10 protein-coding genes and 2 tRNA genes are annotated in these 12203 nt (G+C 56.4%); 5 read left to right on the top strand and 7 right to left on the bottom strand.

The genetic code is table 11. From position 1 onward, the window contains the following. Position 1 precedes the first annotated feature (1 nt). From C4N24_RS05545 to pepT, 6 genes are all read right to left on the bottom strand, one after another. Positions 2 to 1255 (bottom strand): NAD(P)/FAD-dependent oxidoreductase, encoded by a 1254-nt coding sequence (locus tag C4N24_RS05545; protein ID WP_112090641.1) that lies wholly within the window; start codon positions 1253 to 1255, stop codon positions 2 to 4. Beyond that, entirely contained in the window at positions 1248 to 2693 is a 1446-nt protein-coding gene (locus tag C4N24_RS05550) for an NAD(P)/FAD-dependent oxidoreductase (protein ID WP_112090642.1), read from the bottom strand. Before C4N24_RS05550 ends, C4N24_RS05545 begins: the two co-directional genes overlap by 8 nt. A 240-nt stretch (positions 2694 to 2933) precedes the next feature. Beyond that, positions 2934 to 3500, bottom strand: a complete 567-nt coding sequence (locus tag C4N24_RS05555; protein ID WP_112090643.1) for a glycerol-3-phosphate responsive antiterminator — start codon at positions 3498 to 3500, stop codon at positions 2934 to 2936. Between the two features lie 406 nt (positions 3501 to 3906). Continuing rightward, positions 3907 to 4464, bottom strand: a complete 558-nt coding sequence (locus C4N24_RS05560; RefSeq protein WP_112090644.1) for a DUF4358 domain-containing protein — start codon at positions 4462 to 4464, stop codon at positions 3907 to 3909. Positions 4465 to 4622: 158 nt separating this feature from the next. Then, entirely contained in the window at positions 4623 to 5063 is a 441-nt protein-coding gene (locus C4N24_RS05565) for an Lrp/AsnC family transcriptional regulator (RefSeq protein ID WP_015536797.1), read from the bottom strand. Positions 5064 to 5482: 419 nt separating this feature from the next. Continuing rightward, positions 5483 to 6700: a peptidase T gene (gene pepT, locus C4N24_RS05570; RefSeq protein WP_112090645.1), complete on the bottom strand. Its 1218-nt coding sequence runs from the start codon at positions 6698 to 6700 to the stop codon at positions 5483 to 5485. A 234-nt stretch (positions 6701 to 6934) separates the two neighbouring features. Here pepT and C4N24_RS05575 point away from each other — a divergent pair, with 234 nt between their 5' ends. Beyond that, positions 6935 to 7930: a D-isomer specific 2-hydroxyacid dehydrogenase family protein gene (locus C4N24_RS05575; protein WP_112090646.1), complete on the top strand. Its 996-nt coding sequence runs from the start codon at positions 6935 to 6937 to the stop codon at positions 7928 to 7930. A gap of 87 nt (positions 7931 to 8017) precedes the next feature. Here the strand turns inward: C4N24_RS05575 and C4N24_RS05580 are convergent, their stop codons facing one another. Next, a complete protein-coding gene (locus tag C4N24_RS05580) occupies positions 8018 to 9097 on the bottom strand; it encodes a 6-phosphofructokinase (RefSeq protein ID WP_112090647.1) in 1080 nt (359 codons plus the stop codon). Positions 9098 to 9369: 272 nt separating this feature from the next. On the opposite strand from C4N24_RS05580, the gene C4N24_RS05585 reads away from it, so the two are divergent. The 4 genes from C4N24_RS05585 (at position 9370) to C4N24_RS05605 (ending at position 12198) form a co-directional block, all read left to right on the top strand. Beyond that, positions 9370 to 9443 (top strand) — tRNA-Gln (locus tag C4N24_RS05585). 31 nt (positions 9444 to 9474) lie between these two features. Then, positions 9475 to 9550: transfer RNA gene (locus tag C4N24_RS05590), tRNA-Pro, on the top strand. A 634-nt stretch (positions 9551 to 10184) separates the two neighbouring features. Next, on the top strand, positions 10185 to 11288 hold the full coding sequence (locus C4N24_RS15145) for a glycosyltransferase (protein WP_146746791.1): 1104 nt from the start codon (positions 10185 to 10187) through the stop codon (positions 11286 to 11288). Positions 11289 to 11295: 7 nt separating this feature from the next. Then, entirely contained in the window at positions 11296 to 12198 is a 903-nt protein-coding gene (locus C4N24_RS05605) for a glycosyltransferase (RefSeq protein ID WP_181573055.1), read from the top strand. The last annotated feature ends 5 nt before the right edge of the window (positions 12199 to 12203 follow it).

The following is a 12203-nucleotide window of genomic DNA, read 5'->3' on the forward strand; positions in this document are numbered from 1 at the left end:
CTCATGCCTCCTCGATCTCAATGGTCACTTCGTCCACGGGGGCTCTGTCCAGCAGCACTCTGGGCAGGGCAATGTGCTCCATCTCACCGGGGGCAAGGCGGTCGCGCTTGAAGCGTGCGATCACCGTGTCACCGCTCTTGACAAGGATGGTGCTCCTGCCGCAGATGCGGCGGACGCGGAAGGAGACGTTGGTGCTCTTTTCCACGCCCTCCAGACGGATGCGCTGCGGCAGGGTGTAGCCAAGATCTGCACCGGGCCTCACGGTCAGCACGCGTCCCTCGGCTACGGGGCCGTTCTGGACGTAGCTGGCAGCGGCCGCACCGGCCAGCTCGCTCTCGCCGGAAACAAAGTCCACCAGATCGTGCACCTGCACCACGTTGCCGCAGGCAAACACGCCGGGAATGCTGGTCTCCATGTTCTCGTACACGATGGCGCCCTTGGTGCGGGGGTCCATCTCGATACCGGCCTGCTTGGTCAGCTCGTTCTCGGGGATCAAACCTACGCTCAGCAGGATGGTGTCTACATCAAACTCCATCTCGGTGCCGGGGATGGGCTTGCGGTCGGGGCCGATCTCGGCCACGATGGCCTTTTCTACGCGATTCTTGCCCTGAATATCCACGATGGTGTGGGAAAGGTACAGAGGAATATCAAAGTCGTTCAGACACTGCACGATGTTGCGGGTCAGGCCACCGGAGTAGGGCATCACCTCTACGCAGGCCAGCACCTTTGCGCCCTCAAGGGTCATGCGGCGTGCCATGATCAGGCCGATATCGCCGCTGCCGAGGATCAGCACCCGCCTGCCGACCAGATAGCCTTCCATGTTCACATAGCGCTGTGCTGCACCGGCGGTGTACACACCGGCAGGGCGGGTGCCCGGGGTGCCGATGGCACCACGGGTGCGCTCGCGGCAGCCCATGCCCAGAACGATGCTCTTGGCTTCGATGATCTGATAGCCGTACTCCTTGGAGACGCAGTGAACCTTTTTGTCCGGGGTCACTTCCAGCACCATGGTGTCCAGCTGCACCTTCACGCCGGTGTTCTTGAGCATCGCAATAAAGCGTCCGGCGTACTCTGGGCCGGTGAGCTGCTCGCCAAAGCGGTGCAGACCGAAGCCGTTGTGGATGCACTGGTTCAGAATGCCGCCCAGCTCCTTGTCGCGCTCCAGAATGAGGATGTCGCGCAGACCGCTTTCCCATGCCTTGCAGGCAGCAGCAAGGCCCGCAGGGCCGCCGCCGATAATGACCAGATCAACCATTGCTCTTTCCTCCTACCTTCGTTTCGCTGACCAGAACGTTCGAGCCGTTCTTGTCCTGCAGGATGTCCAAGGGGTCTATGCCCAGCTCACGGCTGATCAGCTCCAGCACGCGGGGGCCGCAGAAACCGCCCTGACAGCGGCCCATGCCTGCACCGGCGCGGCGCTTGACGCCGTCGATGGTGGTGGCGGGCACCTCGCTGTGGAGGGCTGCTAAGATCTCGCCCTCGGTGATGGTCTCGCAGCGGCAGATCACCCGGCCATAGGCGGGCTGTTCCCTGACCAGTGCCGCCTTTTCCTCTGCGGAAAGCTCCTTGAAGCGGATATGGCGGCGGCCGTCCTTGTAATCGGCCTTTTCAGCGCCCAGAACACCGCGCTGCTGCAGGATGGCAACAGCTTCCTCAGCAACCGCCGGGGCAGCGGACAGGCCGGGGCTCTTCATGCCGGCAAGGTCGATCCAGCCGGGTGCTTCCGGCTCTTCGCCAATGATAAAGTCGTCCACGTCCAGATTGGCGCGCACGCCCGCAAAGCTGCGGATGGACTCGCCGAAGTTGATGCTGGGCACGCTGCGCTGGGCAGTGGTCTTGACGAATTCCAGACCGCTGCTGGTGCAGGAGGTGTCGTTGCCTTCCACCGGCTCTGCGTTGGGGCCGACGAGCAGGTTGCCGTGCACGGTAGGTGCTACCAGCACGCCCTTGCCCAGCGCGTTGGGGCACTGGAAGATAACGTGGCTCACGCGGGTGCCCTCGCTCTTGTCCAGCAGGTAGTACTCGCCCCGGGTGGGGATGATGCGGAAGTTGGCGGGCTCTACCATGGAGTGCACCTTGTCCGCCCAGATACCGGCGGCATTGATGACGCAGCGGGTCTCTACCGTGCCGCCGGGCACGGTCAGGCGGTAACCGCCCTCGATGGCTTCGGCATCGGTCACCTTGCAGCTGCGGCGCAGCTCCACGCCGTTGCGCACTGCCACCTCGGTCATGGCCAGTGCGTACTCCCACGGGTTCACGATGGCGGCGCTGGGTGCCCACAGTGCGCCGCAGACCTTCTCAGAGAGGCTCGGCTCCATGGCAAGAGTCTCTTCCCGGGAAAGGATCTTCATGCCGGGTACGCCGTTGGCGGTGCCGTTTTCGAACAGATGCTGCAGGTGGGGCAGTTCCTTTTCGTCCAGTGCCAGCACCAGCGAGCCGCACTGCTTATAGGAGACATCCAGCTTTGCGCAGATCTCCTTTGCCAGTGCCACGCCGCGCACATTCAGCCGTGCCATGCGGGTGCCGGGGGCGGGGTCGTAGCCTGCGTGGAGAATGGCGCTGTTGGCCTTGGTGGTGCAGTCTGCCACATCGTTTTCGGCCTCAAGGATGACCACCCTGTTGTCGTAGCGCGACAGCGCATAGGCGGCAGCAGCACCAATGACGCCACAGCCGATGATCGCGATATCATACATTGTTCTTTTCCTCCTGTCCGTTCTGCCTTGGCCTGCGGGAGCCGGGCATCTGTTGGTTGCACAAAAAAAGAGCGAACCGAAACAAAGGCAACTGCCCTTGTCCGTTTCGCTCATATCTCTTGAAACAAACAGCACTTGTTTACTTTTATGATACCCTGTCCCTGCACAAAAAGCAAGGTGTTTTGCACTTTTTGTGAAACCCTTACAAAAAACACCCGCCGCTTTTGCGCAGAATGCGGATCACATATCCCACACCGCCTGATTGGTGGTGGAAATAGCGGTGGCACCGGCTTCCAGAGCCGCCATCACATCCTCCTTGTCCGCGATCAGTCCGCCGGTCAGCACCGGAACCTTGGCCTTGGCGCAGACGCGGCGCAGGATCTTGGGCATAGCGCCGGGCAGCAGATCCAGACAGTCCGGCAGGTTTGCGGGGATCTTGTCCAGACTTTCCAGCGCGATGGAATCCAGCAGGAATACCCGCAGGATGGCAGCCAGCCCCAGCTCCTTGGCGCGGCGGATGAAGGACTGCCGGGTGGAGATGATGCCGTCCGCTTCGGTGGTATTGCGGATGAAGTCCACCGCTACCTCCTTGCCCGCCAGCCCGGCAATAAGATCTATGTGCACCACGGCAAAGCGCCCCGCTTCGTGGATGCGGCGCACGATGGAGGAGATATTGCAGATATCTCCATATAATACAAAGACCACCCGGATATTCTCGTTGGTCAGCGCGCTGCAAAGCCCGGCATCGTCCTTGACGGCAGCAATGACCGGCATTTCCTGAATGGCGTCCATCAGCTCCTGTTTCATGCTTTTCCTCCTGCACACGAAAACGTCTTTTACAATTAAAGATATTATGAATGCTTTGACAGATAAAATCAATGATTTTCAGCAAAAATTCCGGTGAAATTGCGGCAGCCTCCGCAGGCAGCGCCATCATCAAGGATATCAACGCCATGCAGGGCTTTGGCAACATGGATGTGCTGTGCATGGAAAGGTAAACTGAAGGGCTGCTGCACCGCGATGTGCAGCAGCCCTTTTGTGCAGCGGACGCATATTGCACCAGCAGAGCTGGACGGGCAGACCCTGCTGGTGCCCGGCTTTGCCCCGGATGCCCTTGCACCGCTGTGCCGTTTTTTGCAGGAGCGGCTGAAGTTCTGAAAAAAAGAAGCCGCTGCACAAAACGCTGTGCAGCGGCTTCTTTCAGAAACGCATTTTACGCGGCCAGAGCCTTTTCAATGTTGGACAGAATGGTGTCGTGATCCTCAGCGCAGACCAGAACCACCTCGCCGGTGGGCGCTACGGTGACGGTGGCAGCCTTTGCAACAAGGTACTGATCCTCCAGATAATGTTCCATGGACTGCTGTTCGCTGGCAACATAGGCTTCCAGTGCAGCCTTTACTGCATCGGTCTTGCCCTCGGCGGGCTTTACGATGGCAACAGCATAGCTGCGCACCATCATGCTGGAAATGCTGGCGGCAAAGGCGGTGTACTGGTCGTCCTCCAGATTCAGCAGCGGCATCAGGATATCCCGGATCTCTTCGTCCAGCTGGTCGGCCTTGTACTCGGAGCTGTAACCGTCAATGGCGGTAAACTTGCCGTCCTCGCCCTTGGTAAAGATCATATCGTACTCGTTGTCCTCGTCGCTGCGGGCATCGTGGATGATCTGGGAGTAGTCCTTGGGGGTGGAGCTGTCGGCCTTGCTGCCGCCGGAGCAGCCCACCAAGGTAAACAGGGTCAGCCCTGCCAGCAGGGCGGCGATGAATCTTTTCATAGTATTAAAGTTCCTTTCATAGTGCTGTGTGTGGAAGGTGCAGCCGGGGCGCACACGCTACAGGTAGTGTGTGCCGGTTTTGGGCTGCTATTCTGGATACGAATCACTGCACAGCAGAATTGCAGGGAAAAAGTAACAGTTTTATGAACAGTGCCCGCTTACAGCATCAAAGCGTCCAGATCGCCGTGGTTCACCGGGGTGGACAGGATGATTTGGGTGCTGGTAGTGCCCAGCTTCTGGAACTGCAGAATCAGATGTTCCAGCTGTGCCATGCTGCCGCAGCTGACCTTGACCAGAAAGGTATACGCGCCGGTAACGTGGTAGCACTGCAGCACCTCGCGGCTGTTCTGCAGCAGCTCCAGAAAGGCATCCTGCTTGGAGGGAGCCACCGAAAGGCTGATGAGCGCATCCACATACATCCGGTCTGCCGGACGGTTCAGCGTGACGGTATAGCCGCTGATGATGCCGTCTGTCTCCAGCTTGTGGATACGGCTGGAAACTGCCGGGCTGGTAAGGGACACCTGCTCTGCGATTTCTTTGACGGGCATCCGCGCATTTTTGGCCAGAAGCGTGAGGATCTTGCGATCGAGATCGTCCATATAAAAGTCTCCTTAAAAAATATGTTGGATTGTATAAAATTTTCTGAAAGTAAAGTTTTTATGTTGTGCAAACCCACGGAAATGGAATAAAATTTCGTTTCTGAAATTCTATGTTAATTATATAAAGTTTTTGCGAAAAAGTAAAGTATTATTTTAAAGCAAAATCCAAAAATATTGTTTGACAAGAAAAGAAAAACGGGTATAATACATCATGCAAGGCAGCGCACTGCACAAAAGCCTGCCGCTGATATTGAGATTCACCACTTTATATACTTTCCCACCCCTCTATACACAAAAACCCGCTGCCAGGCGGGTTTTTGTGTTTTATGCGTTTTTGGGGAACTATACAGCATGACCCCGCGTTTTCACGCGGGGTCATGCTTTTATGCAGAAGGGCTTTACAGAAAACGAAAGAAAAATTATTCTGCGTACAGAGAGATGATGTTCAGCACGATCTCAGTGCAGCGGTCCATCCGCTCCACGGTGGTGCACTCGCACACGCCGTGGAAGTTGAAGCCGCCGGTGCCCAGATTGGGGCAGGGCAGACCATTCCAGCTCAGGGTAGCGCCATCGGTGCCGCCGCGCACGGGCACCTCCACCGGCTCCAGACCGGCCATGCGCACAGCCTTGCGGGCGGTCTCAATGAGGTGGAAGTGGGGCTTGATCTTTTCCAGCATATTGCGGTAGCTGTCTTTGATCTCCACTTCTACGGTGCCTGCGCCGTACTTGCCGTTCAGGTAATCGGCAATGTCCTGCATATTGTCCTTCTTGAACTGCAGTTTGGCGGCATCATGGTCGCGCAGGATGTAGCCCAGCTTTGCGGTGGTGACGTCGCCGTACATCTGGCACAGGTGGTAGAAGCCCTGACGCCCCTCGGTGGTCTCGGGACGCGCCATCACGGGCAGAGCGCCGTGGAACTCCATGGCAACGTTGGAAGCGTTGATCATGGTGTCCTTGGCAGAGCCGGGGTGCACCGAGAAGCCGTGGATGGTCACGGTGGCAGCAGCGGCGTTGAAGTTCTCGTACTCGATGTCGCCGGCATCGCCGCCGTCCACCGTGTAGGCAAAGTCTGCACCAAAACCGGGGATATCGAACAGATCGGCACCCTCGCCGATCTCCTCGTCCGGGGTAAAGCCGATGCACAGCTTGCCGTGGGGACGGCCCTCGCGGATAACGGTCTCCACGGCGGTCATGATCTCAGCCACACCGGCTTTATCATCTGCACCCAGCAGGGTGGTGCCGTCGGTGGTGATCAGGGTCTCGCCCTTCATGGAGGCAAGGAAGGGGAAGGCGGAGACCTTCATCACCTTGCCGGTGGCGGGCAGCACCACATCGCCGCCGTCGTAGTTCTCGTGCAGGATGGGGTTCACGTTCTCGCCGCCGGCATCCGGGGCGGTGTCCATGTGGGCGATCAGACCCAGCGCGGGCTTTTCCTCGTAGCCGGGGGTGGCGGGCAGGGAGCCGTAGACGTAGCAGTGTTCGTCCACCCGGGCATCCTCCACGCCCAGAGCCTTCAGTTCCTCCACCAGCTTGTGAGCCAGATCAAACTCCCGCGCAGCGGAAGGATGGGTGCCGGACTCCGGGTCCGAGGTGGTGTAGACCCTGACGTAATCAAGCAGTCGTTCATAGGCGCGCATAATAAAGCACACTCCTTTAGCAATATTGAAGGATCACAGCCCGTGATCCAGCTTCTATCATACCCCGTTTTTCCTGTTTTGACAACCTTTTTTGCCCACTTGGGACAGAAAGCACGGGCGCAATAGCAAAATTCAACGTAAAAAGTTGTCCGTCAGTCATAAACGTGCTACAATAAAGACACCCTTATAAAGAAGCGGGCGCACCGCACAGCAGAAAGATCAGGAGGAGATTTTATGGCAGTCAAAGTGTTTTTCTACACCCTGCGCCCCTACGATGAGCAGGGCATCGTAGAGGAACTGGCAAAGCAGTATGGCATCGAGTACGGTTATACTGAGGTGTATCCCACCATGGAGAACGCCCAGCTGGCCGCAGGTTGCGATGCGGTATCGGTGACTCCCTGCGATATGAGCGCACCCATGCTGCAGCGCTTCCACGATCTTGGGGTGAAAGCCATCTGCTGCCGCTCCATCGGCTACGACCATATAGATCTGGAAAAGGCACGGGAGCTGGGCATGAAGATATCCAATGCGGATTATCCTCCCGAGGGCGTGGCGAACTTTGCCATTATGCTCATGCTGATGAGTCTGCGCAAGGCGGGGCACATCCTCAAGCGGGGCGAAGTGCAGGACTACTCCCTGAAGGGCAAGCTCGGACGGGATATCTCCCACTGCACTGTGGGCGTCATTGGCACGGGACGCATCGGGCAGACTGTGCTGAAGCACCTGTCCGGCTTTGGCTGCCGTCTGCTGGCCTACGACTTGTACCAGAGTGAAGAGGTAAAGAAGATCGCGGAGTATGTGCCGCTGGACACCCTGTTTGCCGAGAGTGATGTCATCACCCTGCACACCAATGCCACCGAGGAAAACCATCACCTGCTCAACGCCGAAGCCTTTGCCAAGATGAAGCCCGGCGTGACCATCGTGAATACCGCCCGCGGCAAGCTGATCGACAGCGATGCTCTGCTGAAGGCGCTGGAAAGCGGGCAGGTGGGTGCTGCCAGTCTGGATGTGCTGGAAAACGAGAACGGTCTGTACTATTACGATCGCATGGGGGATGTGATCCCGAACACGGAGCTGGCTGCGCTGCGCGCGATGCCCAACGTGCTCCTGACCGACCACACGGCCTTCTACACCTACGAGGCTGTAAAGAGCATGGTGCTCAGTGTGCTGGAAAGCGCTGCCGCCTTTGCCGAGGGCTTGCCCACCCGGCATGATGTGACTGACCGCTGAGAAATGGTGAAATGCAAAAATCGGACAGACCGCGGTCTGTCCGATTTTTGTGCTATTTATCCATAGTATCCCAACGCAAATTGGTGCTCAGCCCAGACAGACGCCCATGCGGCGTGCCACGCTCAGCAGCTCGCAGTTTTCAGGCACATTGCGGGTCTTGCCGGCAATGTCTGCCAGACGGTTCTCGGTCACCCGGCGGTTCACCATGGCCACGGTCACGCCGTAGCGCTCCACCTCCACCAGCTGTGCGGCATAGCTGCCGAACTGGGTGGCAAGCACACGGTCGTAGGCGCTGGGGCTGCCGCCGCGCTGCATATGACCAGGGATGCACACGCGGGTCTCCATGCCGGTCTTTTTCTGTACCGCCTGCGCAATGCGGTTGGTGGCGGTGGTGCCAAGCCCTGCCTCAGCACGCTTGGCCATCCAGTCCTTGCGCTTCATGCGGGCTTCCTCGGTGTTGATGGCACCCTCGGCCACGGCGAGGATGGAGAAGTTCGAGCCCTTCTTCGCACGGCGCTCCACGGCCTCGCACACGCGGTCGATATCGTAGGGCAGCTCAGGCAGCAGGATGATGTCCGCGCCGCCGGCAATGCCGGAATACAAGGTAAGCCAGCCGGCCTTGTTGCCCATGATCTCGATGCACATCACGCGGCTGTGGCTGCCGGCGGTGGTGTGGATGCGGTCGATGACGTCAGTGGCGATGTCTACAGCGGTATGGAAACCGAATGTCACATCGGTGCCGTAGATATCGTTGTCAATGGTCTTGGGCAGGCCGATGATGTTCAGCCCCTCCTGTGAAAGCAGGTTGGCGGTCTTATGGGTGCCGTTGCCGCCCAGACACAGCAGGCAGTCCAGCTTGGCAGCCTTGTAGGTCTTTTTCATGGCGGCGACCTTATCAATGTTGTCGTCCTCCACCACACGCATCATCTTAAAGGGGGTGCGCTTGGTGCCCAGAATGGTGCCGCCTAAGGTCAGGATGCCGCGGAAGTCGTCCTCGGTCATCTCGCGGTAATCGCCGTTGATCAGGCCGCTGTAGCCATTGGCGATGCCTACGATCTCCACGTTATCCCCCATGCGGGCGTACAGTGCTTTTGCAACGCCACGGATGGTGGCGTTCAGGCCCGGACAATCGCCGCCGGAGGTCAGGATACCAACACGTTTTTTCATTCAAAAGCCCTCTTTCCTTATCATTCAGGCAAAGCCGGACCGCCCGGCAAAGGATGCCGGAGCACCCGGGGTCCTACCTTTTTATAGTATTAGAGTATTCCGAAAGGGGAGTGCTGTCAAGAGAAAAACCAAAAATTTACAAGCCTATGTACACCGGGCGGCCGCTGCGAAAACTTTTGCAGAAAAACTGAAAAAATGGTTGACAAGCAGCCCGCCGGCGTGTATAATATCCCTTGTCAGCAACGCACGGCGCGGCTGACACAACCGAATATTGGGGATTTGCATAGTGGTAGTGCGGTAGACTCTGACTCTACTTGTGGGAGTTCGATTCTCTCATCCCCAACCAGTTACCGCAGCCGAATAAGCTGCGGTATTTTCGGGGCATAGCGCAGTTGGTAGCGCGCCTCGTTCGGGACGAGGAGGCCGTGGGTTCAAATCCCGCTGCTCCGACCAAAAAATGCACGTTGATTCGCTAAGAATTTTCGTGCTTTTTTCTTTATTCGGCAGAATGACGAGCCGGTTTTGAAAAAGTGCCAAAAATTATTTCAGGCGCAAACAGGAAATCTGTTGGAGGCTGACTCTGACAGACTTTTTTGTAAAGCTGAACGAGGAAAATGTCGAGGACAGTTCCACCGGGTGGTGGGACTGTCTTTTTTTGTGTGGCTGCTGGCAAGCAGAAGTTGACGCCAGATTGACAACCTATTCGAGCATGGGGGATCGGCTGGGACGTTTCTCCTTAAAATAAGCGTGTTGTTGAAAAGAAACGCTTCATGCAATGTTTTTGTCTGAGAAAACCCGCTCTGTTTATATTGATTTCCCTCTGCATCCATGATAAAATAACAGGAGAATTCGTACAATTACGTCGAAAATGATTGCAATGGAAGATACCCTTACGGAGATCTGAATACTCCTTGTGTCAGCTGTATGGCAGATGGTTATAAACGGAGCCGATGATTGGCTTGACAAAAAGTGCCCGGAAGAAGTCAGGCAAAAACAGTAATTGCATCATAACTTCAGAACGAGCAGAAAAGTTGGAAAAGATAGGAATTATGTGGGATACTATGGAGCAAAAGAAGGGCAATCGGCCATGAAGAAGGTTTTGCTGATCGCAACAACACGGCTTACCATGGACGGTTTGACAGAGATCCTGCTCCGGGTAGCCCGCATAGCGGCACGGGAATATTTGGTGGGCTTTGCACTGGGTGAAGGCTGCAGTGCGGATATCCAGCCGCAGCTGGAAGCGATCGGCAGCGTATATCAGCTGCCTTCCCGTAAAAAAAAGCTGCCCTGCTATATGGCCGCACTGGCAGCATTGGTCAAGAAGAAAGGCTATGAAGTTGTGCACATCCACGGCAATAGTGCCACGATGGCATTTGACTTGCTGGCTGTATGGGCTGGCGGCGCGACAGTGCGCATTACGCATTGTCATAACTGCGCGCACCAGCCTGCCCTTAAGCAAGCGACCCTTGGCAGACTGCTGAACCGTTTGGTTACGGATCCGGTGGCGTGTTCGCGTGCGGCGGGAGAGATGTTATATACCCGGCCATTCCGGGTGCTTGTCAATGGAATAGACTGCGAGCGTTTTTCCTTTTCCCCGTCCGTACGAGAACAAATGCGGGCGAAATTGGGGCTGCAGGACTGCTTTGTGGTTGGCCACATTGGCCGTTTCAGTCAGCAAAAAAATCACACTCGGCTTTTCCGCATCTTCAAAACAGTCTTGCAGCAAAAGCCACAGGCAAGGCTTCTGCTTTGCGGCCAAGGAGAAAATTTCGAACAATCTCAGCAGGAAGCCAAGGCGCTTGGCATTGCGGAGATGGTGCTGTTTTGCGGTAATGTGAATAGGCCGGAAGATTATCTGCAGGCGATGGATGTATTTGTGATGACCAGCCTGTTTGAGGGATTGCCCATTGTGGGTGTAGAAGCGCAGGCCAGCGGTCTGCCCTGCATTTTTGCTGACACGATCACGCAGGAAGTGAAGATCCTGCCGCAGACTCAGTTCCTCGCACTTACACAGCCTGATGAAGCATGGGCAGAGCGTATTGTCCAGACAAAGCCGATGGAACGTAGCCTTGCGGGACATTGCGTAGAGAGTGCTGGATTTGCAGAAGAAAATCTGGACAGGCAGGTCTGTGCGCTGTATGGAATGGAGGAACATCATTTTGCGAATATCAGTGGTCGTGACCACCTATAACGGAAAAATGCATCTGGAAAAGCAGCTTCTGTCGTTGTTGCAGCAGGAGCGTGCACCAGATGAGGTGCTGATCTTTGATGATGGCTCCACGGATGGCACAATTGAGCTGGTACAGAGCTTCATCCGCAAGAATTGTCTGGAGAGCTGGCAGTTTTATGTCAATGCCAAGCGCAAAGGCTGGAAGCAAAACTTTATGGAGGGTCTGCGAAAAGCCGCAGGGGACATTCTTTTCCCTTGCGACCAGGATGATATCTGGTACCCGAAGAAGCTTGCAGAAATGACCGCAGTGATGGAACAGCACCCGGAAATCAAACTCCTTGCCTGCGATTACCGTGTGCTCTACGAGCCTGGAGCCCTAAAAGCAACGGTTTACAAGAAAACACCTGCAGAAACGCAGGGCCTAATTACAAGATATGGATTTACCAAACATTTCTTTATGAACCCTTATCCGGGCTGTACTTATGCGGTGCGGCGCGACTTTTTTGATGCGGTCAAAGAGCTGTGGTTTGATGGTTCGCCCCACGACGAATTTCTATGGCTTATGGCCGCAGTGCAGGACGGCGCATGGTTTTACAACCGTGTGCTGATGGATTACGTGCGGTATTCTAATAATGCATCCGGGGTGCGCTACAAAGATGTTGCCCTGCAAAAAGAAAACCTGCGCTATATCCACAAACAGCTTTGTGCCCTGCAATCTTTTGCGGCAGAGCACCCGGATGCTGTGCCGGTAGAACGCTGCAAAATGCTTGCTGCGGCGCAGATCTGGTGTGCAAAGCGGCAGAAGCTCATGGAAACACGCAGTCCGCTCCGCTGGCTGGCACTGGCACCGTGGTGGGGGTACTACAATTCACCAAGAAACTGCCTGAGTGATTTGTGGCTGGTGGTGTTTGGGGCATTTAAACGAAAGTGAGAAAG

It is taken from the genome of Faecalibacterium prausnitzii (assembly GCF_003287405.1).
Lineage (GTDB): Bacteria > Bacillota > Clostridia > Oscillospirales > Ruminococcaceae > Faecalibacterium > Faecalibacterium intestinale.

Excerpts from the sequence above, each read along its gene's own strand:
- C4N24_RS05560 (WP_112090644.1), bottom strand. The coding sequence starts at position 4,464 with ATGAAAAGATTCATCGCCGCCCTGCTGGCAGGGCTGACCCTGTTTACC.
- C4N24_RS05565 (WP_015536797.1), bottom strand. The coding sequence starts at position 5,063 with ATGGACGATCTCGATCGCAAGATCCTCACGCTTCTGGCCAAAAATGCG.
- C4N24_RS05605 (WP_181573055.1), top strand. The coding sequence starts at position 11,296 with ATGCATCTGGAAAAGCAGCTTCTGTCGTTGTTGCAGCAGGAGCGTGCA.
- C4N24_RS05555 (WP_112090643.1), bottom strand. The coding sequence starts at position 3,500 with ATGAAACAGGAGCTGATGGACGCCATTCAGGAAATGCCGGTCATTGCT.
- pepT (WP_112090645.1), bottom strand. The coding sequence starts at position 6,700 with ATGCGCGCCTATGAACGACTGCTTGATTACGTCAGGGTCTACACCACC.
- C4N24_RS15145 (WP_146746791.1), top strand. The coding sequence starts at position 10,185 with ATGAAGAAGGTTTTGCTGATCGCAACAACACGGCTTACCATGGACGGT.
- C4N24_RS05550 (WP_112090642.1), bottom strand. The coding sequence starts at position 2,693 with ATGTATGATATCGCGATCATCGGCTGTGGCGTCATTGGTGCTGCTGCC.
- C4N24_RS05575 (WP_112090646.1), top strand. The coding sequence starts at position 6,935 with ATGGCAGTCAAAGTGTTTTTCTACACCCTGCGCCCCTACGATGAGCAG.
- C4N24_RS05580 (WP_112090647.1), bottom strand. The coding sequence starts at position 9,097 with ATGAAAAAACGTGTTGGTATCCTGACCTCCGGCGGCGATTGTCCGGGC.
- C4N24_RS05545 (WP_112090641.1), bottom strand. The coding sequence starts at position 1,255 with ATGGTTGATCTGGTCATTATCGGCGGCGGCCCTGCGGGCCTTGCTGCT.